This window comes from Ruegeria sp. YKSF070, from assembly GCF_059612725.1.
The window spans coordinates 16,959-41,002 of sequence record NZ_JBXWRD010000001.1 but is presented as its reverse complement, the minus strand read 5'-3'; the positions used below and the strand labels follow the sequence as shown (position 1 = coordinate 41,002).

19 protein-coding genes and 2 pseudogenes are annotated in these 24,044 nt (G+C 60.9%); 15 read left to right on the top strand and 6 right to left on the bottom strand.

What is annotated here, in order from left to right; all coding sequences use genetic code 11:
* Nucleotides 1-30 precede the first annotated feature (30 nt).
* From hutI to AC2FL1_RS00165, 8 genes are all read left to right on the top strand, one after another.
* The gene (gene hutI, locus AC2FL1_RS00200) at nucleotides 31-1,233 is read left to right on the top strand and encodes an imidazolonepropionase (protein WP_496875608.1); all 1,203 of its coding nucleotides are present in this window, start codon (nucleotides 31-33) and stop codon (nucleotides 1,231-1,233) included.
* Nucleotides 1,230-2,756 (top strand): histidine ammonia-lyase, encoded by a 1,527-nt coding sequence (gene hutH / locus AC2FL1_RS00195; protein WP_496875607.1) that lies wholly within the window; start codon nucleotides 1,230-1,232, stop codon nucleotides 2,754-2,756. Before hutI ends, hutH begins: the two co-directional genes overlap by 4 nt.
* Nucleotides 2,753-3,544: an N-formylglutamate deformylase gene (gene hutG / locus AC2FL1_RS00190; protein WP_496875606.1), complete on the top strand. Its 792-nt coding sequence runs from the start codon at nucleotides 2,753-2,755 to the stop codon at nucleotides 3,542-3,544. Before hutH ends, hutG begins: the two co-directional genes overlap by 4 nt.
* Nucleotides 3,541-5,211, top strand: coding sequence for a urocanate hydratase (gene hutU, locus AC2FL1_RS00185; RefSeq protein ID WP_496830347.1), 1,671 nt, complete (start codon nucleotides 3,541-3,543; stop codon nucleotides 5,209-5,211). Before hutG ends, hutU begins: the two co-directional genes overlap by 4 nt.
* 85 nt (nucleotides 5,212-5,296) lie before the next feature.
* Entirely contained in the window at nucleotides 5,297-6,382 is a 1,086-nt protein-coding gene (locus AC2FL1_RS00180) for a TRAP transporter substrate-binding protein (RefSeq protein ID WP_496875605.1), read from the top strand.
* Between the two features lie 55 nt (nucleotides 6,383-6,437).
* Nucleotides 6,438-6,935: a TRAP transporter small permease subunit gene (locus AC2FL1_RS00175; protein WP_496875604.1), complete on the top strand. Its 498-nt coding sequence runs from the start codon at nucleotides 6,438-6,440 to the stop codon at nucleotides 6,933-6,935.
* A complete protein-coding gene (locus AC2FL1_RS00170) occupies nucleotides 6,932-8,482 on the top strand; it encodes a TRAP transporter large permease (RefSeq protein ID WP_496830353.1) in 1,551 nt (516 codons plus the stop codon). The genes AC2FL1_RS00175 and AC2FL1_RS00170 overlap by 4 nt, the downstream gene beginning before the upstream one ends.
* Nucleotides 8,483-8,716: 234 nt before the next feature.
* Entirely contained in the window at nucleotides 8,717-11,008 is a 2,292-nt protein-coding gene (locus AC2FL1_RS00165) for a cytochrome P450/oxidoreductase (protein ID WP_496875603.1), read from the top strand.
* A 95-nt stretch (nucleotides 11,009-11,103) separates the two neighbouring features.
* On the opposite strand, the gene AC2FL1_RS00160 is transcribed toward AC2FL1_RS00165, so the two are convergent.
* Nucleotides 11,104-11,856, bottom strand: a complete 753-nt coding sequence (locus AC2FL1_RS00160; RefSeq protein ID WP_496875602.1) for an IclR family transcriptional regulator domain-containing protein — start codon at nucleotides 11,854-11,856, stop codon at nucleotides 11,104-11,106.
* A 43-nt stretch (nucleotides 11,857-11,899) separates the two neighbouring features.
* The gene (locus tag AC2FL1_RS00155) at nucleotides 11,900-12,085 is read right to left on the bottom strand and encodes a hypothetical protein (RefSeq protein WP_496875601.1); all 186 of its coding nucleotides are present in this window, start codon (nucleotides 12,083-12,085) and stop codon (nucleotides 11,900-11,902) included.
* 9 nt (nucleotides 12,086-12,094) lie between these two features.
* On the opposite strand from AC2FL1_RS00155, the gene AC2FL1_RS00150 reads away from it, so the two are divergent.
* The 6 genes from AC2FL1_RS00150 to AC2FL1_RS00125 all read left to right on the top strand — a co-directional run bounded on the left by AC2FL1_RS00150 (nucleotide 12,095) and on the right by AC2FL1_RS00125 (nucleotide 18,025).
* Nucleotides 12,095-13,630 (top strand): sulfatase family protein, encoded by a 1,536-nt coding sequence (locus AC2FL1_RS00150; RefSeq protein WP_496875600.1) that lies wholly within the window; start codon nucleotides 12,095-12,097, stop codon nucleotides 13,628-13,630.
* A gap of 48 nt (nucleotides 13,631-13,678) precedes the next feature.
* On the top strand, nucleotides 13,679-14,728 hold the full coding sequence (gene dctP / locus AC2FL1_RS00145; protein ID WP_496830363.1) for a TRAP transporter substrate-binding protein DctP: 1,050 nt from the start codon (nucleotides 13,679-13,681) through the stop codon (nucleotides 14,726-14,728).
* 54 nt (nucleotides 14,729-14,782) lie between these two features.
* On the top strand, nucleotides 14,783-15,904 hold the full coding sequence (locus AC2FL1_RS00140; RefSeq protein WP_496875599.1) for a class II histone deacetylase: 1,122 nt from the start codon (nucleotides 14,783-14,785) through the stop codon (nucleotides 15,902-15,904).
* On the top strand, nucleotides 15,901-16,428 hold the full coding sequence (locus AC2FL1_RS00135; protein WP_496830367.1) for a TRAP transporter small permease: 528 nt from the start codon (nucleotides 15,901-15,903) through the stop codon (nucleotides 16,426-16,428). The genes AC2FL1_RS00140 and AC2FL1_RS00135 overlap by 4 nt, the downstream gene beginning before the upstream one ends.
* Nucleotides 16,425-17,714, top strand: a complete 1,290-nt coding sequence (locus AC2FL1_RS00130; RefSeq protein WP_496875598.1) for a TRAP transporter large permease — start codon at nucleotides 16,425-16,427, stop codon at nucleotides 17,712-17,714. The genes AC2FL1_RS00135 and AC2FL1_RS00130 overlap by 4 nt, the downstream gene beginning before the upstream one ends.
* A gap of 86 nt (nucleotides 17,715-17,800) precedes the next feature.
* Nucleotides 17,801-18,025 carry a hypothetical protein gene (locus AC2FL1_RS00125; RefSeq protein ID WP_496830371.1) on the top strand — a complete coding sequence of 75 codons (225 nt, stop codon included), beginning with the start codon at nucleotides 17,801-17,803 and terminating at the stop codon, nucleotides 18,023-18,025.
* 797 nt (nucleotides 18,026-18,822) lie between these two features.
* Here the strand turns inward: AC2FL1_RS00125 and AC2FL1_RS00120 are convergent.
* Nucleotides 18,823-19,341 (bottom strand): MarR family winged helix-turn-helix transcriptional regulator, encoded by a 519-nt coding sequence (locus tag AC2FL1_RS00120; protein WP_496875597.1) that lies wholly within the window; start codon nucleotides 19,339-19,341, stop codon nucleotides 18,823-18,825.
* Between the two features lie 57 nt (nucleotides 19,342-19,398).
* Between AC2FL1_RS00120 and AC2FL1_RS00115 the strand changes: the two genes are divergently transcribed.
* Complete coding sequence (locus AC2FL1_RS00115) at nucleotides 19,399-21,330, top strand: FAD-binding monooxygenase (RefSeq protein WP_496875596.1); 1,932 nt, start codon at nucleotides 19,399-19,401, stop codon at nucleotides 21,328-21,330.
* Nucleotides 21,331-21,388: 58 nt separating this feature from the next.
* On the opposite strand, the pseudogene AC2FL1_RS00110 reads toward AC2FL1_RS00115, so the two are convergent.
* The 3 genes and pseudogenes from AC2FL1_RS00110 to AC2FL1_RS00100 all read right to left on the bottom strand — a co-directional run.
* A pseudogene (locus AC2FL1_RS00110) lies at nucleotides 21,389-22,273 on the bottom strand (phosphate acyltransferase).
* A gap of 142 nt (nucleotides 22,274-22,415) precedes the next feature.
* The gene (locus tag AC2FL1_RS00105; RefSeq protein ID WP_496875595.1) at nucleotides 22,416-23,624 is read right to left on the bottom strand and encodes a benzoate/H(+) symporter BenE family transporter; all 1,209 of its coding nucleotides are present in this window, start codon (nucleotides 23,622-23,624) and stop codon (nucleotides 22,416-22,418) included.
* Nucleotides 23,617-24,033: pseudogene (locus AC2FL1_RS00100) on the bottom strand (CoA-transferase); the annotation flags it as partial. The pseudogene AC2FL1_RS00100 and the gene AC2FL1_RS00105, both read right to left, overlap by 8 nt.
* Between the last annotated feature and the right edge of the window lie 11 nt (nucleotides 24,034-24,044).

Here is a 24,044-nt window from a genome sequence, read left to right as displayed (position 1 = left end):
TTTAAGGGGGCTATATTCCAAGGGAAACCAATGGCACAGAGCTATGTGATCTCTGGAGCAAGGGCCGCCACCTTCGCGGAAGGGGCCAATGCCTATGGTCTTGTCGAAGATGCCGCCATCGTGGTGGACGGCGCCAACATTGCCTGGGTGGGTCCGGCCGCTGATATCTCCCCCGAACATGGCGGGCTGCCGCGCCACGACCACACCGGTCGCCTGGTCACGCCGGCCCTGATCGACTGCCATACGCACGTCGTCCATGGCGGCAATCGCGCCCGCGAATTCGAGATGCGGCTGACCGGGGCCAGCTACGAAGAAATCGCCCGTGCCGGGGGCGGCATCGTGTCCACTGTTGCAGCCACGCGCGGAGCTTCAGAGGCGGAGTTACTGCAAAGCGCCCTGCCCCGCATCGACGCGCTGATCGCTCAAGGCGTGGCAACGGTCGAGATCAAGTCAGGTTACGGGCTGGACCTGGACACCGAACTCAAGATGCTGCGCGTGGCCCGTGCCCTGGGCGCGGCTCGGCCGATCTGGGTTGTGACCAGCTTCCTTGGCGCACACGCTGTCCCGAAGGGCCACGATGCAGAGAGCTATATCGACGAGATCTGCATTCCGACGCTGCGCGCGGCGCATAAAGAAGGCTTGGTTGATGCGGTGGACGGGTTCTGCGAAGGCATCGCCTTTGACACCATGCAAATCGCCCGGGTGTTCGATGTGGCCCAGGCTCTGGGCTTGGGCGTCAAACTGCACGCCGAGCAGTTGAGCCACCTGGGCGGCACCGCGCTTGCGGCCCGATACAAGGCGCTCTCTGCCGACCACGTGGAATATGCCACCGAGGCAGACGCCAAGGCGCTGGCCGCCTCCGGCACGGTGGCCGTCCTGCTGCCGGGCGCCTTCTACACGATCCACGAAACCCAAGCGCCCCCGGTTCAGGCGTTCCGCGATCACGGCGTGCCGATGGCCGTTGGCACCGACTGGAACCCCGGCTCGTCTCCTCTTGGGTCACTGTTGCTGGCAATGAACATGGCCTGCACCTTGTTCCGTCTCACACCAGCCGAGGCTTTGGCAGGGACAACCCGCAACGCGGCGCGCGCGCTGGGTCTGAAGGATCGCGGCATCATCGCCCCGGGCATGCGCGCCGATCTTGCCATCTGGAACGTCGGCGATCCCGCTGAACTCCCCTATGGCATCGGGATCAACCCGCTGCACAGCCGCATCTTCGGGGGTCTCTTGTGACGCACAACCTTACCCCCGGCACAACCACGTTGGAGCAACTGGAACGCCTGTGGCGGAGCTGCGATGCGGTGACGCTGGACCCATCGGCCCGCGCCGGTGTCGAGGCATCGGCTGCGCTGATCGCCAACGCCGCACGCGGCGACTCGCCGGTTTACGGCGTCAACACGGGCTTCGGCAAGCTTGCCTCTGTGCGGATCGCGGCGGATGACACCGAAACCCTTCAGCGAAACCTCATCCTGTCCCATTGCTGCGGCGTTGGGGAGCCGCTGGAGCCAGCCACAACGCGGCTGATGATGGCGCTCAAGCTGGCATCGCTTGGCCGAGGCACGTCTGGTGTCCGCTGGGAACTTGGCGCCCTGATCGAAGCGATGCTGGCGCGCGGCGTGATGCCGGTGATCCCGGTTCAGGGCTCGGTTGGTGCCTCGGGCGACCTCGCCCCGCTGGCCCATATGGCGGCGGTGATGATCGGCGAGGGAGAGGCAATATATCAGGGATGGACAATGTCCGGTGGCGCTGCGTTGATGGCTGCCGGGCTGGTGCCGGTCGTGCTTGGCCCCAAGGAAGGGCTGGCATTGATCAATGGAACGCAGTTTTCCACGGCCTGCGCACTCGCCGGACTGTTCGAGGCCTGGCGCGCGGCGCGGGCGGCGATCGTGACCTCGGCGCTTTCGACAGACGACATCATGGGGTCCACAGCCTCGCTCAACCCGGCCATTCACGCACTGCGGGGGCATCAGGGCAAGATCGACGCGGCAACCGCGATGGCGCAACTTCTGGACGGCAGCGACATCCGCGAGAGCCACCGGGACGGCGACACGCGGGTGCAGGACCCTTATTGCATCCGCTGCCAGCCGCAGGTCACCGGGGCCGCCATCGACCTGTTGCGCTTTGCCGGGCGCACGCTGGAGGTGGAGGCGAACGCGGTCACCGAAAACCCGCTGTTGATTGCCGAGACTGGTGAAATCCTGTCGGGTGGGAATTTCCACGCCGAGCACGTGGCCTTTGCCGCCGACCAGATCGCACTGGCCGTGGCCGAGATCGGGGCTATCGCGCAGCGCCGGGTCGCGCTGATGGTCGACCCGACGCTCAGCTTCGACCTCCCGCCCTTCCTGACGCCCGAGCCGGGTTTGAACTCGGGACTGATGATTGCCGAAGTGACCACCGCCGCCCTGATGAGCGAGAACAAACATCTGGCGAACCCCTGCTCCACCGACAGCACACCGACCTCGGCCAACCAGGAGGACCATGTGAGCATGGCCGCCCATGGCGCGCGGCGTCTGGCACGCATGACCGGGAACCTGTCGGTCATCATCGAGATCGAAGCAATGCGCGCGGCCCAGGGCATCGAACAACGCGCGCCGCTCAAGACTTCGGCACGACTGCAAGCAGTGATGGCCAGCCTGCGCGCCGTGGTGCCCAGCCTGCAGCAGGACCGCTATCTCGCAGCCGACACCGGGCGCGCCGCAACCTGCGTGACCGAGGACGTGTTCGCGCAGGCCGCAGGATTGGAGGTATTCCTTTGAGCATTGTAGAGATCATCCGCGGTAACAGCCCTCTGGTTCTGGGCCTGCCCCATACCGGCACGCACATCCCACGCGACTGCGTTGAGCGGCTGAACGAAACGGGCCGCGCGATTGCGGATACGGATTGGCACATCCACAGGCTCTATACCGGGTTGGTCGACGGCTGCACAACCGTGCGCACCACGGTGCACCGCTATGTCATCGACGTGAACCGCGACCCCTCGGGTCAAAGCCTCTATCCCGGTCAGAACACCACGGGGCTTTGTCCGCTGACCGATTTTGACGGGTGTCCAATCTATTCCGAGGGGCAAGAGCCCGACGCTGCAGAAGTCGAACGCCGCCGCCTGATTTACCACGCGCCCTACCATTCAGCCCTTGAGGCGGAACTTGAGCGGGTCAAGGCGGTCAACGGTTTCGCGGTGCTCTATGACTGCCATTCGATCCGGTCGCATATCCCGTTTCTCTTTGACGGCACCCTGCCCGATTTCAACATTGGCACCAATCAGGGCACGACCTGCGACCCGCAGATCGAGACGCGTGTCCTGCAAATCTGCCAGGCCGCGGACGGCTACGACAGCATCCTCAACGGGCGTTTCAAGGGCGGATGGACCACGCGGCGCTACGGACGCCCTGCCGATGGGCAGCACGCCATCCAGATGGAGTTGGCACAGTCCACCTACCTGTCATCCGAAGCCCCGCCGTGGAGCTATGACGCCGACCGTGCGGACCGGCTGCGCGCGCATCTCAGGACCATTCTGCAAACCCTGTCCGACTGGAGGCCCACATGAGCGACCCCCGCAAGAACACCCGCGATGTCTTTCCGCCCACTGGCACCGAGCTGAACGCCAAGAGCTGGCAGACCGAGGCCGCGATGCGGATGCTGATGAACAACCTGCACCCGGATGTGGCCGAGAACCCGCATGAACTGGTGGTCTATGGCGGCATCGGACGCGCGGCACGCACGTGGAAGGATTTCGACACCATCGTCGCCAGCCTCAAGGAGCTGGAGGCCGACGAGACGCTGGTGGTGCAATCCGGCAAGCCCATCGCCATCGTCAAGACCCACACCGATGCCCCGCGCGTGCTGATCGCCAACTCTAACCTCGTGCCGCATTGGGCGACATGGGACCATTTCAACGAACTGGATAAAAAGGGCCTGGCCATGTACGGCCAGATGACAGCGGGATCGTGGATCTATATCGGCACGCAGGGCATTGTTCAGGGCACGTATGAGACCTTTGCCGAAGCGGGTCGGCAGCATTATGGCGGCGACCTGACCGGCAAGTGGATCCTGACCGGCGGCCTTGGCGGGATGGGCGGCGCGCAACCGCTGGCCGCTGTCATGGCTGGCGCTTGCTGCCTTGCCGTCGAATGCAACCCCGACAGCATCGATTTCCGGTTGCGCACCCGCTACGTGGACGAAAAGGCCGACAGCCTCGACGAGGCGCTGGCGATGATCGACCGCTGGACCAAGGCGGGAGTGGCGAAATCGGTCGGGCTTTTGGGCAATGCGGCCGATGTGTTCCCCGAGCTTTACAAGCGCGGCATCCGCCCCGATATCGTCACCGATCAGACCAGCGCCCATGATCCGATCAACGGCTACCTGCCGCAGGGCTGGACCATGGCCGAGTGGAAAGCCAAGCGCGAAAGCGACCCCAAGGCAGTTGAAAAAGCCGCGCGCGCGTCGATGAAGACCCACGTGGCGGCGATGGTCGATTTCTGGAACGCCGGTGTGCCGACGCTGGATTACGGTAACAACATCCGACAGGTGGCGCTGGAAGAAGGGCTGGAAAATGCCTTTGCCTTCCCCGGTTTCGTGCCCGCCTATATCCGCCCGCTCTTTTGTCGCGGTGTTGGGCCGTTCCGCTGGTGTGCGCTCTCGGGTGATCCCGAAGACATCTACAAGACCGACGCCAAGATGAAAGAGCTGTTCCCCGACAACGCCCATCTGCACAACTGGCTTGACATGGCACGCGAGCGGATCGCGTTCCAAGGCCTGCCCGCACGGATCTGCTGGATCGGGCTGGGGGATCGGCACAAGGCGGGGCTCGCGTTCAACGAGATGGTGGCGAGCGGAGAGCTGAAGGCTCCCGTCGTGATCGGACGTGACCACCTCGACAGCGGCTCGGTCGCCTCGCCCAACCGCGAAACCGAAGCTATGAAGGATGGATCGGACGCGGTGTCCGACTGGCCGCTACTCAATGCGCTGGTGAACACGGCCTCGGGGGCCACCTGGGTCAGCATCCACCACGGCGGCGGAGTCGGCATGGGGTTCAGCCAGCATTCCGGCGTGGTGATCTGCGCCGATGGCACACCCGAAGCAGCCAAGCGCCTTGAGCGCGTTCTGTGGAACGATCCCGCGAGCGGTGTCTGGCGGCATGCGGACGCAGGTTACGACGACGCCATCGCCTGCGCCCGCGAACATGGGCTGCGCCTGCCACGCATCCTTGGCTGATCAATTCCCGCCGAATGATCGCGCAAGACGGTCAGCGGCATCCAACCCCAACCCACCATGAACTTGTCCACAAGGAGAACCAACGATGGATAGACGGAAATTCCTGACGACAGCCGCTCTCGGCACCGCCACAACCACGCTTGCGGCCCCTGCAATTGCGCAGGACGTGCGCAACTGGAAACTGGTTTCGGCATGGCCCAAGAACCTGCCCGGACCGGGCGTTGCCGCGCAGACGCTGGCTGACCGCATCACCACCCTGTCAGGCGGCCGGATCAACGTGACACTTTATGCCGCCGGCGAGATCGTTCCCGGCAATGGCGTGTTCGACGCGGTCTCCGAAGGCACGGCAGAGCTGTACCACGCGGTTCCGGCCTATTGGGGCTCCAAATCCAAGGGCATCCTGCTCTTCGGGTCACAACCCTTTGGCTTGCGCGCAGATGAGCAGTTTGGATGGATGTATCACGGCGGCGGTCAGGCGCTTTATGACGAGATGTATGCGCGCTTTGGCATCAAGCCCTTCCTCTGCGGCAACTCCGGCCCGCAATGGGCAGGCTGGTTCAAGAACGAGATCACCTCGGTCGAAGACCTTAAAGGCCTGAAGTTCCGCACCACGGGCATTGCCTCGCAAATGGCGGCCAAGCTGGGCATGGCAGCCGAGGCGATGAGCGGCCCGGCAATGTTCCAGGCACTGCAGACCGGCGCGCTGGACGCGGGCGAATTCATCGGGCCGTGGACGGATTCGGCACTGGGTTACTATCAGGTTGCCCCGCACTACTACTGGCCCGGCGTCGGAGAGCCCTCTTCGGCAGAAGAATGCGGCGTGAATGCCCAGGTCTTTGCAGAGCTTCCCGACGACCTCAAGGAAGTCGTGACCCAGGCCTGCCACGGGCTCTACAACCCGGTCTGGACCGAATACATGACCAAGCACGCGCAGTCGCTCAAGACGCTGGTCGAGGAGAACGGCGTTCAGGTTCACAAGCTGCCCGATGACGTGATCGCGGCAATGGGTGTGGCCGCGGGCCAGATCATGGAAGAATACCGCGCCGACGATGATGAACTGGTGGTGCGCATCACCGAAAGCTTCATCGCCTACCGCGATCTGGTGGGTGGCTACATGTCCTATGCCGACAATGGCCAGATGAACGCCCGCGCTGGCGTCTTCGGCTACTGACGCTCAAAAGGTGCGCGGCCCGGCGTCGCGCACCTCCTTTCGCAGGGGCTGGATGATGCTTGGCATTGCACATGCAATCGACCGGATGAACACCATCGTCGCGGATGTGGTCCGCTGGCTGGCGCTGATCATGGTCCTGGTTCAATTCTGTATCGTCATCGGGCGTTATGTCTTCGGCTTCAACTCCATCGCCGCGCAGGAGAGCGTGCTCTACATGCACGCCACCCTGTTCATGCTGGGCGCGGGATACACCCTGCTGGTCGACAAGCACGTCCGCGTGGATGTCTTCTATGCCAAGGTCAGCGAGACCGCCCGGCGACGCATCGATATCTTCGGGCATGTCTTCCTGCTGATCCCGTCCATGGTGGCCCTGCTCTACTGGTCGTGGCCTTCGGTTCGCAATTCGTGGAAGATCCTCGAAGGCCCGATTTCGGTCGGCGGGATCGAGGCGGTCTTTCTGCTCAAGTCCCTGATCCCAACCTTCTGCATTCTGATCCTGCTTCAGTCGCTGTCGCTTCTGGTGCGCCTGTTCCACGAAGGAGCTAGGGCATGACCGAGTATCTCGACCTGATCATGTTCGGCGCCCTGATGGTTGCGATCCTCTCCGGCTTTCCGGTGTCCTTTGCCATTGCCGGCGTTGCCGTCGCTTTCGCCTATCTCGGCTGGACGCTGGGCGTCATGGACGTGTCCTTGCTGGGTGCTCTGGGGCAACGCGCCTTCGGGCTGATCACGAACACGACGCTGATCGCGATCCCGGTCTTCGTCCTGATGGGCGCCATCCTGGAAAAGAGCAGGATCGCCGAAGACCTGCTCGACACGATGGGGCGCAGTTTCGGCCAGTTGCGCGGGGGGCTTGGCATCTCGGTTGTTCTGGTGGGCGCGCTGCTGGCGGCCTCGACGGGAATTGTCGGCGCGACGGTTGTGGCGATGGGCATGATCGCCCTGCCCTCCATGCTGCGCGCGGGATACAGCCCATCCGTCGCCTCGGGCATCGTGTGCACCGCAGGTACGCTGGGGCAGATCATCCCGCCCTCGACGCTTTTGATCATCCTCGCGGATGTGATGTCCAACGCCTATCAGCAGGCACAATACGAACAAGGCAAGTTTTCTGTCGAGGCGCTGTCCGTCGGCCAGTTCTTTGCCGCGGCGATCGTTCCCGGTCTTTTGCTGGTCACGCTGTACCTGCTCTACATCCTGATACGTGGCGCAGTTCGTCCGCAGGACATGCCACCCGCCGACATCGGGCTGGCGAAACCTGACCGCCACGAGGTCATGGCCGCCATTGTTCCGCCGATCCTGCTGATCTTCGCGGTGCTGGGGGCAATCCTCGGAGGCGTCGCCACCCCCACCGAAGCCGCATCTGTCGGTGCGATCGGCGCGCTGCTTATGGCCGGGCGCAAGATCGGCATCAATCCGGGACTGATCCTGATCGGGGCGGTCGCGCTGATCTTGCTGGGGCTTCTGGCCGGTGCTTATCCGGTACGGCTGCAACGCAACGACAATGGCGCGCTCGAATGGATGATCGGCAGCGTCTATATCGTGATGGCGGTAATTGGCCTTGCGGCGGTCGGCTTCGCCCTGCGCGCTGCCGTGCAACAGAGGATGATCCACGACGCTCTGTCTTCGACGCTGACCATGACCGCAATGATCTTTGCGACCATCCTCGCCGCCGGGTTCTTCTCGCTGGTCTTCATCGGCCTTGGCGGAGAAGAGCGCGTCGCCCATCTGTTGGAAAACCTGCCCGGCGGGGCAACAGGCGCCTTGCTGTTCGTGATGGTCTTTGTGTTCGTGCTTGGCTTCTTCCTCGATTTCGTGGAGATCTCGGTGATCGTGCTGCCGCTCGTGGCGCCGTCGCTGATCCTGATGGGGCATGACCCGATCTGGCTGGGCATCCTTCTGGCCATCAACCTGCAGACAAGCTTCCTGACGCCGCCCTTTGGGTTTTCCCTGTTCTACCTGCGCGCCGCCGCGCCGCCCGAGATCAGGACCGAACAGATATACAAAGGGGTCGTTCCCTTCATCGGCTTGCAGGCCTTGGGGGTCGTGCTTGTCTGGGCCCTTCCTTTCCTCGCGACCTGGCTCCCGAACGCGCTGTTCTAGGGCCTGTTTCCGACCACTGTACAGCGGCTGCCGCGACCAACGCGGCACTCCTTTCGACAGCTGAGTTTGGCATCGGTTTGCATGCCAACTTTGGTGAAACTTTCGCAGGAAATTTCGTTCAGTGAAAGGCGTAGCTGAACGGGTTGCTCCTGCGCGCCGATTTCGCGACTTTGCAGATGATCCAAGGCGCGCGGACTGTTGCCAGCCCGATAGAATGAAAGAGCAGGGAAGCGGATGCAGGAACACCCCGGAACAGCGCAGGCGGGATGCCCCGTTTCAGCCTTTGCCGAGAAATTTGATGCCTTCGGTGATGAATTTCGACTGGACCCCGCCGAGGCGCTTCGATGGGCGCGCGCGCAGGAACCTGTGTTTTACAACCCCCGCCTTGGCTATTGGGTCGTCAGCAGGTTCGAGGACGTCAAAGCCGTTTTCCGCGACAACATCCTGTTTTCCCCTTGTATCGTGCTTGAGAAAATCACCCCGTCTCCGCCCGAGGCGGCCGAAATCCTGAGCCGCTACGGTTACGCGCTCAACAGGACGCTGGTGAACGAAGACGAACCTGCCCATATGCAGCGCCGCCGCCTGTTGATGGATGACTTCCTGCCCGAACGTCTGGAGCATCACGCGCCCATGGTGCGCGACCTGACACGCAAGGCAATGGACCGGTTCATCGACGAGGGCCGCGCCGAGCTGGTGGCCGACATGTTCTGGGAAATCCCGCAGGTCGTGGCGCTGAAGTTTCTCGGCGTGGACGAAGAAGACATCGAGGACCTCAAGTCCTTTTCCGTGGCCCACACGACCAACACATGGGGCCGCCCTGAACCAGAGGAGCAGCTTGCCGTGGCCGAAGCGGTAGGCAAATTCTGGCAGGCTTCGGGCCGTATTCTGGAAAAGATGAAAGCCAACCCCGACGCGCCGGGCTGGATGCAGACGAGTATCCGACAGCACCTCAAGCACCCGGAAATCGTGACGGAATCCTATCTGCATTCGATGATGATGGCGATCCTCGTGGCCGCGCATGAAACGACGGCCAACGCCTCGGCCAACGCCATTCGCATGCTGCTGAGCCAGCCGAGTGTATGGGATGAAATCCTCGAAAACCCGGGCCTTATTCCCAATGCGGTGGAGGAATGCCTGCGCCACTCCGGCCCGATTGCGGCATGGAGGCGGCAGGCCACGCGCGATTGCGAGTTGGGCGGCGTTTCCATCCCGAAGGGTGCGAAGCTCTTGATCGCAACCGCCTCGGCCAACCATGACGAGCGGCAGTTCGAAAACCCTCATCTGCTGGACCTTTACCGCGACAACTCCTCTGACCATCTGACCTTTGGCTATGGCAGCCACCAATGTATGGGCAAGAACATCGGGCGCATGGAGATGCGTATATTCCTTGATGAGTTTGCCCGCCGCCTGCCGCATGTAAGGCTCAAGCCCGATCAGCAGTTCGAATACCCTGCCAATATCTCGTTCCGCGGGCCAAAAGAGGTCTGGGTGGAATGGGATCCCGCGCTCAACCCCGAGAAGGTGGACCCGGCATCCGTCCGCCCGCCGATGGACTTCCCGATTGGCCCGCCAGAGAAGCGGTCGATCATCCGTCATCTCATGGTGGCCGCGGCCGAAAAACGCGCCAATGTGCTCTACCTGACGCTCGAAGATCCGCGCGGGCGGGAGCTGCCGGCATGGAGTGCGGGCGCGCATATCGACCTGATCGTTGGCGACTACGTGCGCAAATATTCGCTCTGCGGCGATGCGGGCGACCGCAACCGCTGGCAGGTCGCCATCCTGCGCGAAGAGAACGGGCGCGGCGGGTCGATCCATATTCACGACACGCTTGCAACAGGCAGCAAGGTCAGCACAACCGGGCCGCACAACCATTTCCATTTGGCCGATGCGGACGACCGCCATGTGCTGATCGCCGGCGGCATCGGCATCACGCCGATCCTGGCGATGGCTGACCGGCTCAAAGAGGCGGGCAAGCCCTATGAGCTGCACTTTGCCGGTCGCACGCTTGCCGATATGCCGTTGCTGGCCCGCGTCCAACGGGATCACGGTGAGAACCTGACGCTTTATGCAGGGAACGACGGACGGCGGATGAAGCTGGCTGATATCACTGCGGGCTGCACTCCGGCGAGACCTGTCTATGCCTGCGGGCCGGAACGGTTGCTCTCGGAACTGGAGGAGCTGGCAACAGGCTGGCCCGATCAGAGTCTGCACTTCGAGCATTTCAACGCCGCCGAGAACCTGCTCGACCCCGAGAATGAGCATGCCTTCGAGGTAGAGCTCACGGATTCCGGTCTGACGCTCACCGTCGGTCCCGACCAGACCTTGCATCAGGTTTTGATCGACGCGGGCATCGATATCACCTGCGACTGCAAGGAAGGGCTTTGCGGGTCTTGCGAGGCGACCGTGACCGAAGGCGAGATTGACCACCGCGACCGGGTTCTCACGCAGGCTGAGCGCGCGGCGGGCAAGCGGATGATGACCTGTTGTTCGCGGGCCAAGGGCACCAGGATTTCGCTGGCACTCTGACCGCATGCCAAAACCGGTTGAACGCTATCCGACGTCGACAATCATGTTGACAAAAGTCGTTCGCGCCACGACCCAGCAGCTCTGCTTTGACATGGTCAGCCGTTGCTCTTGTCGATTGCGGCAGCGATCTCCTGTGCCGCTGCCGTCAACCGCTCGAGATGGTCTGATGCGATGTTTTCCTGCGAAACGGCGCTTTTGTAGTAGAACAGGTTGATACAAGCTGCGGGGCTGCCCTTGACCATGACGGGAACAGCTATCGCACTGAAACCATCATGCTTGATCTTGCTGCGCACGCCGTAACCCTGCTCGCGCGTCTGCCGAAGCAGTTCAGGGAACGATTTCGGATCGCGCAGTTCGGGATGCGCGGGCGTTGCTTCTTTGATGCTCGCGATGATTTCGGCGCGCTCCTGCTCGCCGCAAAACGCCAGATAGGCACGGCCCACCGCAGTAAGCAGCATGTCCGGCTGGTGGCCATGCGGTGTCGGCTTGATCGGAAAGGGGCTGAGCATCCGGTTTGACGCAATCACTGACATGCTATGCCCATTGCGCACCACCAGATCGGTCGGCCAGGCGATATCCTTGCAAAGATTGGACAGGATCGGCACGGATGCCTCTTGCAGAACGAGTTTCAGATCGCGCTGCCGGCCGAACAGAAAACTGTTGCTGCTGACCTGGTAGCTTTTGTCAGCGATGGCCCGAAAAATGATACCCCGGCTTTCAAGGGCGGCGAGAATCCGCAGCAGGGTCGGCTTGGGCAGACCAGTCGCCTCGTGTATCTGGTGAAGCCCGCAGGGCCCATTCTCGATCACGCATTGAATAACCGCAAGGCCACGGTCCAATGCTTGCATCCCAAGCCTCCGAAAAAGTTTTCCTCGGATGTATCCTAGCACGTCATTTCAAAAATGCGAAATACCAGCACAACATTCCGTTGTATGAAATTTTCGCCATTTCTGTTTGCCGCATTGATGGATTGGCTGCACCGTCACGAACAATTCCTTGCCAAGGGGACATCAGACCTTGCCTGCCGGAAAACCGAATTTTCTTGTCATCATCACCGATCAGCAGCGGGCCGATCACCTGTCCTGCATGGGCAACAGCATCCTCAAGACCCCGAACATCGACAAGATTTCCGAACAAGGACGACGCTACGAGAATTTCTATGTCTCGATCCCGATCTGCATGCCGAACCGGGCAACATTGTTCACCGGAAGGATGCCGTCGCTGCACGGCGCGCATTGCAACGGAGCGCCGCTGAGTCTGTCGTCGAACACGATGACCGAACTGATGCGCCGCGCGGGATACCACACCGAGCTGGTCGGGAAATCGCATCTGCAAAACATGACAGGCCGCGAAGCCATGATGCCGCGCCGGTCGTATGATGGGCTGGTCCCGCCCGATCCAGAGGCCTCGGAAGCCCGTTTGGGCATGTGGTCGGATGGCGACTACGAGCAGGAAAACACGCGGCTTTGGGCCGAAGACCCGGCGCACGAGCCGACCTTGCCCTATTACGGGTTCAGCAAGATCGACCTGTCGACCATGCATGGCGATGTCGTGGGTGGCAGCTGGCGGCGTTGGGCCAAGTCGCATGACCCGGATGTGGAACGCTTGATCGGCCCGGAAAACGCGGACCCCGACCCGCGCTACATCACCCCGCAAGCCTATCGCACCCGTATCCCGGAGGAGCTTTACCCGACGCGCTATGTCGTGGATCGCACGATGCAGAGCCTGGACGCGGTGAAAGCCAACCCCGAGACACCGTTCTTTCTGGTGGCGTCTTTCCCTGATCCGCACCACCCGTTCACGCCGCCCGGCAAATACTGGGACATGTACGATCCCAAGGACATCCCCACCCCGGTGTCACTTTGCAATACCGGCGATCCGGCGACGCCTGCGCTGGAGCACATGCGGCGTGCGCGGGCCGAGGGCAGAGCAAACACGCAAGGTACCCTGCCCTACGCTGTGAACGAGCGCGAAGCGCGCGAAGCCATTGCGCTGACCTATGGCATGATCGCGATGATCGACGACGGTGTTGGCCGGATCATGCAGCGGCTCGAAGAGCTGGAGCTGACCGACAACACCATCGTGATCTTCATGAGCGATCACGGCGATTTCATGGGTGACCATGGGCTGATGCTCAAGGCCGCGCTGCACTATCAAGGCCTGGTCAAAGTGCCCTTTATCTGGAGCGAGCCGGGCCAGCCCAAAGTGGGACAACCGACCAAGGCCCTGCACAGCACCGTCGATATCGCCCGTACGATCCTGTCGCGTGCAGGTCTCGCGCCGTTCTGGGGGATGCAAGGAACAGACATGGCCCCCAGCCTTGAAGACCCCTCGCGAGAGGGTGTCGAGGCGGTGCTGATCGAAGAAGACGGGCATGAACCGGCACTGGGCTTTGAACAGCCCGTGCGGGTGCGGTCGGTTCTGACGAAGCGGTATCGGCTGTCGATCTATGAGGGCGCCGAATGGGGCGAGCTTTATGACCTGCAGAATGACCCGCACGAGATGACCAACCTCTACGACGATCCGGCTCATGCCGGGTTGCGCGCCGAAATGTTCGAACGCCTTGCCTACCAGATGATGACCCACGCAGACCACAGCCCGTTTCCCACCGGACGGGCCTGAGCCTAACAGAAAGACCGCTCAATCGGTCGACAACCAAGGGAGTTGAGAATGAAACACACACTGCAAAAGGCCTTCTCATTGAAGAAGACCATGACGACCGCGGTGACTGCCGCCTTGTTGGCAACCACGATCGCCCCCGCGGCACAGGCCAAGGAATTGCTCTACAGTCTGATCGCGCCGGGCCATCCGCTGAACGAGCCGGTCTTCGGAGCATGGGCCGCCAAGGTCGCCGAAGCAACCGAAGGGCGCGTGACCGTGCGCATCATGGACACTGCCGCAGCGCCTGCACCGCGGCTTTATGATGCCACGCGCACCGGAATCGTGGATGCGTCGCATACCTTTATCGGCTTTCTGGGTCAGGCCGCGCCCCTGATCCAGCTGAGCATGCTGCCGATGATCTCGGAGTCTGCCGAAGCGAACGCGGTTGCGCTGGCGCGCACCTATGCCAAGTTCATCGAAGAGAAAGAAACGCTCGAAGGCGTCAAGATTCTCGGCTTTCTGAGCAATCCGGGCGGTGTGATGTGCTCGCTCAAGGATCCGATCGATTCCCCCGAAGCCCTGAAGGCACTCAAGATGTGGTCGCTGCCCGGCTATGCCGCAAATGCGATGAAGGCGATGGACGTACCCGTGGTGGCAGGCCCCGCGACAGAGATGTACGCGCTCGTCTCCAAGGGCACCGTCGACGGCTTCAACGGTATTTCCATCGGTGACGCCTTTGCCTTCAAGACCGCGCAATACGCGAAATCCTGCACCATGGTGAAAGGCGGTGTCTTTACACCGATCTTTGCCCTGATGATCAATCAGGGCACGTGGGATGCGCTGGATGACGCGGACAAGGCGGCGATCGAAAGCGTCTCGGGCGAAGCCTTTGCCCGCCTGTCCTCCGAAACGGACGCATGGAACGAAAAGGTCGTGCAGGCCTACCGGGACCAGGGCGGCGAGATCGTCGTGCCCTCTGACGCCTTCAACGCTGAATTGACCCAGAAATGGGCCCCCATGCACGCCGCATGGATTGAAACGGCAAATGCTGCCGGTTTGAACGGTCAGGCAGTCTATGACTACTACAAGGCGCAGGTTGCTGCAGTTCTGGCCGAATAATCACCACAGGCCAGGCCTTTGTCCAAGGCCTGGCCCAAACTTGGGGGCAAAGAGATGGCGACCGGATTGATCTGGGATGAACGGCTGATGTGGCATGACGCCGGCAATCATTTCGGCCCGCGCAGCACATGGATCGAACCTGCCGCCCACCCCGAAAGCATGGAGTCCAAGCGCCGCATCAAGAACCTGCTCGATGCCAGCGGCTTGACCCAACAGCTTGTTCAGATCGCGCCCAAGATGGCCACGCCAGAAGAGATTTTGCGGGTGCATACCCCAGAACATCTCGCCCATGTTGAGCGGGTCAGTCTGGCCGGGGGCGGAAATGTCGCCAGCAAAGCGACCACGCATATCGGCGAAGGCGGGTATGAGAGCGCCCGCCTTGCCGCCGGGGCCGCGATCACGGCAGTGACAGCCGTGGTCGGAGGTCAGGTGCAGAACGCCTATGCGCTGGTGCGCCCGCCGGGCCACCACGCCGAGGCAGACGAGGCGATGGGGTTTTGCGTTTTCAACAATTGCGCGGTCGCCGCGGCCCATGCCTTGGACGCGCTGGGCCTGTCGCGTGTCGCGATCATCGACATCGACGCCCATCCCGGCAACGGAGCGCAATCCATTTTCTGGCGCGATCCGCGCGTTCTGGCGATTTCGCTGCACCAGGCAAACGGTTTTCCTTTGCGAGCAGGTGAAAGCAGCGAACAGGGCGAGGGTGCCGGGTTTGGGTACACGCTGAACGTTCCACTGCCAGCGGGCAGCAGTGAGGCGGCCTATCTTGCCACGCTTGACCAGGTGGTTGGGCCCGCGCTTGACCTTTATCAGCCCGAACTGATCATCGTGGCCTGTGGGCTGGATGCGGGCTTCATGGACCCCACGGCGCGCATGATGCTGTCCAGCGACAGTTACCGCGCGATCACCGCCAGGCTCATGGCCTTTGCTGACCGCCACTGCGACGGGCGGATCGTTTTTATGCATGAGGGTGGCTACCACGTCCAGACGGTTCCCTTCTTCGCGCTGGCGGTCTTTGAGTCCCTGAGCGGCATCCGCACCGACGTGGCTGACCCGTTCCTTCCTGCAATTGCGGCGGCCTGCGCCGCGCCGTTGCAGGACCATCAGAACGAGGTCATCACCCGCGCCGCAGCGCGGCTTGCGGCGGCCCCTCCTGTCAAAGGCTTCCAGCGATGACCGACAACGGCGACTTTGAAACCGAGATGACGGGCACCATCCCGTTGCCGGCGGTATTGCTCGGCACATTGCGGCTTTTGATTGCCTTCGTGGCCTTTGCCATGATGGCGCTGATCTTTGTCGATGTCTTCATGCGCTACCTGTTCAATGCCCCGCTGGCGGGTGCCTTCGAGATCGCGCAGTTCCTGCTCGCCCTTCTGGTGTTCCTGTCCTTGCCGATCGTTGTCTGGGCCGAGGAGAACATATCCGTCGCGCTGTTCGCGGGCTGGTTTCGAGGTCGCGCTGCGCACATGCTGAAAGCGGCGGTGATGGTGGTGAACATCGCCGGGATGTGTCTTCTGGCGGCGCTGATCTATCGGCAATACGGATCCTTGCAACGTAGCCAGCAGGTGACCGGCTATCTTGAATGGCCGATCTATCCGCTGGCGTTGCTGATGGTCGCGCTTGTCGCGCTGGCGGTCCTGATCCAATGCGCGATGCTGTGGCATCATCTGCGGCCGAGACCCTCGGAGGGCGCGCAATGACCTTGTCACTAATCGGTCTGGGGCTGCTCTTCCTGATCTGTTTTCTCGGCGTACCCTTGGGTTTCGGCATGCTGATCATCGGCACGCTCGGCTTTGCCTATATTCGCGGCACGATCCCGGCGATCGAGATGGCCGGACAGCAGATCATCGACCTCTCGATGAACTACAATTTCTCGACTCTGCCGCTGTTCATCCTGATGGGGGCCTTCGTGCATCGCGCGCGCCTCTCGGATGACCTCTACGGAGCGGCCCATGCGTGGCTCAGTCATTGGCGCGGCGGGCTGGCGATGACGACCATCGCCGCCTGTGCAGGGTTTTCCGCCGTCTCGGGCAGCTCACTCGCCACGGCCGCGACCATGTCGAAAGTTGCGATGCCCGCCATGCGCAAGTACCGCTACAGCGACGGGCTGGCAACGGCCTCCATCGCCGCTGGCGGCACTCTCGGGATCCTGATACCGCCCTCGGTGCCGCTGGTGATCTACGGCATCCTGACCAATTCCGATATCGGCAAGCTCTTCGTGGCCGGTGTCGTGCCCGGGCTGTTGCTGGTTGTGCTCTTCATCGGCGCGATTTCGGTCCTGACGTTCATCTACCCCGAATTGGGCCCCAACGGCCCCAAGACACCCTGGGGCGAGCGCTATCGCGCCTTGGCCCGGGTCTGGGGTATACTGGTGTTGTTCCTCATCGTGCTTGGCGGCATCTATCTGGGTGTTTTCACCCCGACCGAAGCGGCCGGGATCGGAGCCGCCGGGGCCATGCTCTTTGCATGGGGTCGCGGGCGGTTGACCTTTTCGGCCCTCGTCAGCGCCTTGGTCGAATGCGGCGTGACCACGGCGATGATCTTCGTCGTCGCATTTGGCGCTGTAGCCTTCTCCAACTTCGTGGCCATGGCAGGCCTGACCGGCACGATCGTTCAGGCCATCAGCGCGATGGAGCTATCGCCGATGGGCGTCGTTCTGGTTATGTGCGCAATCTACCTCGTCATGGGCAGCGTCTTTGACAGCTTGTCGATGATGTTACTGACCATCCCGGTGTTCGCGGCGATCCTGACCAACCTGGGTGTCGATCTGATCTGGTTCGGGATCGTCGCGATCATCGTCATTGAATTGGGCCTCATCACGCCCCCGATTGGCATGAACGTCTTTGTCGTCAAATCAGTCGTCAAGGATGTGGACCTTTGGACGATCTTTGGCGGTGTCTGGCCATTTGTGTTCGCTGGTTTGGTTGCCCTGGCGCTGGTTCTGGCCTTCCCGGCCCTCGCCCTGTGGCTGCCATCAAAGATGTAGGTTACGGCCCAAGTCACAAACGGACTTGGGCACATCAGATCGCGCGCCCTGCAAAGCGTCATCAATTGACCGACAGGACCATCAGAATGAAAGGCGAAAAATTTCTGAAGGCCAACAGTACCAGAACATTCTGGCATCCGATGACCAGCCCCGCCCAAAACCGTGCCACGCCTCCGGCAATTCTTGTTGACGGAAAAGGCGCTAGACTGACGGATATCGATAGGCACGAGGTTGTCGATGAAACCGTCGGCATGTGGAGCGTCAGTCCGGGATACTCCTGCGCGCCGGTCAAAGCCGCGCACGGCCTCTGAAAATAGCCACTTTTTCTTCTCGGCCAGATCCGCTCAACATGAAACAGCGCTCCGTGGCACGATGACCGAAATATTTGGCCGCTTCTCCGTCTTTGCTCGGCGACAGGAGGATCGCGGGATAAGCTGGCCAAAGCGCTCACATGTTTTGGAAGAGTAAGGGGTCAGCAAACCGGCGCTCGAAAGTTACAACAATTTTTTCAAAATGCCCCAAAAGGTCCAGACAAAGCCTTCAGAACAAGAAGGAAAAATTAGACCGCCCGTTCCAGCCATCATGGGCGCAACCGACAAGCGTGAAACGCTGAGAATACCATATTTCTATCTTTATCAGAGACTTATCACCCACCCCATCAGCCTTGCTCTTGTCTGATTTGTTGTAATTTCCACCCATTTCCAGTGTGATTTATAATAAATGTTGTAGAAGAAACCTCATGCTATAACGCCATGGGTGGCATCATCAAGCGCAAGCGGAAAGACGGCTCCGTCGCCTGGCTCGATCAGATTGCCATTCGGCGGCACGGTAAGACTGGCACGTTGAAATGTGTCGGTGCTCGTGGAACCGACTGGGGAACATAAACCGACAGGCAAACACCTCAGGCGACTTGACCCAGAATACCCACATCGGGTCGCTACGGAGTCGGTCCGATCCTCCATCGATGACGATTTCAACGCAGGCTTCAGTCGCTTCACATCGACGAATACTGCTGGTCGGATTCACAGATGGGCCGACATACGGCTGCTGAACCGACTGGATTCAATGTTACACTCAGTGCAGTTGGAGATCGGCAACCTTTAGACCGCTATCCAGATGCTTCGGTAGCACCGATGGCCTTGGTGGCCAGCCTTATGAACTGGTCCTGTTCCTCAGGCTCGAGGCCCGCGAGTATCTCCGCCTGAAGTTCCTTTACGATCGGCAATATCTCGTCATGGGCCTTTGCCCCATCGTTTGTGAGCCTGACCTCTCGGGCGCGCCGATCCGATTTGCTGACGGACCGCTCGACAAAACCCTTTTGTTCCAGCCGGTCGATGACGCCACCGATTGTCGCCTTGTCATACGCAATTCTTGCCGCAACGCTTGCCTGGTCCAGTCCAGGGGTCGCACCGATGGCGTCGAGTGCAGCGAACTGAACCGGAGTAAGGTCGTATCCTGATGCTTGCATGCGATGCATGAACACTTGGGTCGACAACTGGTTCAATCGGCGGATCAAATGCCCAGCCATGCTAAAGACGTTCATACCAGATTTCCTGAGTGTGGTTGTTTCGGTTCCAGCCACTTCGTTAGTACACTCAAAAAGGTATGCATACATACCTTTTTTCATGCGATATAGTAAGTACTAATACTAAATCTAGACGCAGCACGAATCCTGGAGAAAACAATGCAGTACTATGTGGACGGGTTCCGGCCCGGCGATCCGGATCTCAAGGCCCCTGCCCCAGGTCGAGAGCAACCACATGGTGGTGCTATGCCTGCAACCGTTGACGTCCTGATTGCCGGCTGCGGGCCCGCCGGGCTTTGCCTTGCGGCGCAGCTGGCAGGTTTTCCCGAGATCACGACGATGATTGTCGAGCCCAAGCAAGGCCCGATGGAAAAGGGACAGGCGGACGGCGTGAATGTGCGGTCGATGGAAATGTTCCAGGCCTTCGGCTTTGCCGACAAAGTGAAGCGCGAGGCCTACTGGGTGAACCAGACCACGTTCTGGAAACCCGATCCCTTGAACACCGATCACATCACGCGTGTTGGGATCGCGCAGGATGTGGCAGATGACCAGTCAGAGATGCCGCACACCATCGTCAACCAGGCGCGCATTCACCAGCTGTTTCTTGATGTAATGAAGAAGTCCCCGACCCGGCTGGAGCCGCACTACGGGGTGCGGGTCGTGGATCTCGCAATCGACACAGGCACAGAGGATTACCCCGTCACCGTCACGCTGGAACGCGTTCAGGCAGATGGCGGTCCGGGTGACACGATGACCGTGCGCGCGAATTATGTCGTTGGGTGCGACGGGGCCCGCAGCACTGTGCGCAAGGCGATTGGCGGCAAACTGCATGGCGACGCGGCGCATCAGGCGTGGGGCGTGATGGATATTCTCGCGAATTCCGATTTTCCGGACCTGCGCCGCAAATGCCTGATCCAATCCACCAAGGAAGGTAACGTCCTGATCATCCCGCGCGAAGGCGGCTACCTGTTTCGGATGTATGTCGAACTGGACAAACTCAACCCCGACGAACGCGTCGCAAACCGGAACCTGACGTCCGAACACATCATCGCCGCGGCGAACCGGATCATGCGACCTTATACGATCGATGTGAAAGAGGTGGTCTGGTGGTCGATCTACGAAATCGGCCACCGCCTGACCGACAAGTTCGACGACGTGCCCGAAGGCGAGACAGCCACGCGCAATCCAAGGGTTTTCACCGCTGGCGACGCCTGCCACACCCACAGCCCCAAAGCAGGTCAGGGTATGAATGTCTCCATGGGCGATACCTTCAACCTCGGCTGGAAACTGGCCCATGTCCTTACAGGCCGCGCGGATGCGAGCCTGCTGCACAGCTATTCCGCCGAACGGCTGGAAGAGGCCAGGCGTCTGGTCGAAACCGATCACAAATGGGCCCGCATTATGAGCGCACCACCGAGCGAATCCGAGCTGGACGGCACCGACATGCCGCGCTTTCAGAAGCAGTTCATCGAGAACCTCGAATTCACCGGTGGCCTTGCCGTCCGATACGATCCGTCACGCATCATCGCGGATACGACACAGCAGTGCCTTGCTACCGGCCAGATCCTCGGAAAACGCTTCCACTCCGCCCCGGTGCTGCGGCTGTCAGACGCCAAGCCCTTGCAGCTCGGTCACGTGGCCGAGGCGGATGGACGATGGCGCCTTTACGCCTTTGCCGGTCAGGATGACGTGGGTGCCAAGGGCGGCGCCATCGAATGGCTTTGCAGCTGGCTGGAAAACGACCCCGCCTCGCCCGTTCAGCGGTTCACGCGCAAGGATGAAGACATCGACGCCCTGTTCGACCTGCGCGCAGTGTTCCAACAAGACTTCAAATCCCTGAAGCATGAAAACATGCCGTCTCTGCTGCGACCTGCGAAGGGGCGCTACAGGTTGCGCGATTTCGAGAAAGTCTTCTGTGTCGATCACAAATTGGGCGACGACATCTACGACATGCGCGGGATCGACCGAGCAAGCGGCTGTCTGATCATCGTGCGCCCCGATCAGTATGTCGCGCATGTCCTGACATTGGATGCATTCCACGAGCTGTCTGTCTTCTTCAACGGGATACTCACGCCACAAGATCACCCATAGGCAAGCCGAGGCGCTGCCTCGGCATAGATCTTTTGGCAATTCCGGGCACAGCCTCGGGTTATGTCTTCGATCCCGCTGCATCGACGGCAGCCAAGGCGGTCAGGTTCAAAAGCCCGCGCACGCTGACGGATTGCGAGGCAATGTGCACAGGCCGTGCGGCAACGATCAGAATCGGTCCGACAGGCACCCCTTCGCCCATTTCACGCAGAAGGTTCAATGCGATATGCGCCGCATCCGCATTGGCCATCACAAGAAGGTTGGCAGAACCCGTCAATGGCGAATGCGCATAGGCGCGCTTGTACTGATCGAGATTGTCGCGCCCTGTGTGGATTGGCCCTTTGCTGTCGCAAACGATGATATTGTCCTTCGACGCCCCGAAGCTGACCAACAGGTCAAGGCAGGCAAGCGATGCGGCACCTGCCCCATTGGCCACGATCCGCACGTCTTCGATCTTCTTTCCAACAAGGATCAGGGCGTTCAGGATCCCTGCTGCGGCAACGATGGCCGTGCCGTGCTGATCATCATGGAATACAGGAATGCCCATACGTTCCTTGAGGGCCTTCTCAATGACAAAGCATTCCGGGGCCTTGATATCTTCGAGATTGATGCCGCCAAAACTTGGCTCCAAACGCGCGACGACTTCGATGAACTGGGTCGGGTCCGTTTCATCGACCTCAAGGTCAACTCAGTCGAGACCTGAGAACTTCTTGAAAAGCGCTGCCTTGCCTTCCATCACCGGCTTCGACGCCAGCGCGCCGATATTGCCGAGACCCAGGACCGCAGTGCCGTTCGTGATCACCGCGACGGTATGCGAACGTCCGGTGTACAAAGCCGCAGCGCTCGGGTCCGCAGCGATCTCTTCACACGGAAACGCAACACCGGGACTGTAAGCCAGTGCAAGGTCGTGCTGGGTGGTCATGGGCTTTGTCGGCAGGGTCTGCATCTTTCCGGCAGGCCCCCGCGAGTGATAATTCAGCGCTTCTGTTTTCAGATCGGTCGTCAGGGTTTTTCCTTGTCCAGGCGGTTTGGCAGGACGTCCGTTCGCCTCTCCATCACCAGCCTTCATATGTTGAATTTGAGAATTCTCAGGTGTTTGTGCCGCCCGAAAACAACGCCGCAGACCTGCTCAGAAAGTGGACGGCGATCCCAATGACCACACCCCAGAACGCCGAACCGATCCCGAACAGGGATACTCCTGATGCCGTGAACAGGAACGTGAGCAGCCCGGCCTGAGCATCGTCAGATGCCAGCATCGCACTGGTGAATTTCAGGATTGGCTGCAAAAGCGCGAGACCAGCCAGAAGGGCAATAAGGGCAGTCGGCAATAGCACCAGGACTTCGACGATAGTTCCGGCAAAAATGCCGCCAAGACAGAAGAAGGCGCCACAGGCGATGCCGGCGACGTAACGGCGACCGGGGTCTTCATGGCTATCTGATCCCGCACAGAAGGCTGCCGTAATCGAGGCCAGAGCAGTTGTGATACCGCCCAACAACGCGGCCAGGACAGAGACAAGGCCGCCAACAATCAGGATCGGATTTGCCGAAACCCGAAAGCCATTGGCCCTCAGGATCGCCATGCCCGGAAGGTACTGGCCACTCAATGTTGTGATGAGCAAAGGCAAGGCCAGGCTCAGCATGGCCCCCGTTGAAAAGGCCGGTCCGCTGACTTCAAGAGACGCGAAAACCACGCCCACGGTTCCAACCGATGCATCGTAAAAGACGGCGCTGATCAACAATGCCGAGGCCAGCAGGACCAGCACGGAATAACGGGGAATGACCATCGTGCAGATGGCGAAGATGACGATAAGCAGCGCAATTGCAGCGGGATCAGTTGCCAATCCTCCAGCGGCCTTCAGGCCGAACCCGAAAAGGATGCCAGCCATCATCCCATTGGTCACCGAAGGCGGCAGGAGTTGTACAAGCCGTTCGAAAATGCCGGAAACGCCGATGAGGACCAGAACCGCCGCCACGGCGATGTAGGCGCCGACCATCTCGGCGGGTGACAAGGATGTCCCGAGAGAAATCAGGAGAACCGTGCCAGGGGCCGACCATGCCATCGCGACCGGAACACGAAACCTAAGGCTCAGCCCGATGCTCGACAGGCCAGCTGCCACGGAAATTGCGAACACCCAGGACGAAAAACCTTCCTTCGAGACCCCCATCGCTTCCGCAGCGCTCAGATAGATCAGAAGAGGACCTGCGTAGGATACAAGGACAGCCAGGAAACCGGCCCCGATCGCGGAGCCGGAGATGTCACGCAGGCGCAGCCCTTGATGTCCTGCCGTGTCAGACAATCGTTGCCTCTGTCGCCTTGATGATATCGTCGCGGGTGGCACCATCGGCACACTCGACGATGTGCAGACCCTTTTCGGTCACGTCCAGCACGCCCAGGTTGGTGATGATGCGGTCGACAACGCCCTTGCCGGTCAGCGGCAGCGTGCATTCCTTCAGAACCTTGCTTTCGCCATGCTTGTTGGTGTGGTCCATGACGACAACCACGCGACCGACACCCGCGACAAGATCCATCGCACCGCCCATACCCTTGACCAGCTTGCCGGGGATCATCCAGTTGGCAAGATCCCCCTTTTCAGACACTTCCATCGCGCCCAGGACTGCCGCAGCGATCTTGCCGCCGCGGATCATCCCGAAGCTCGTCGCGCTGTCGAAGTAGCTGGTTCGCGCAAGCTCCGTGATTGTCTGTTTGTCTTTTATAC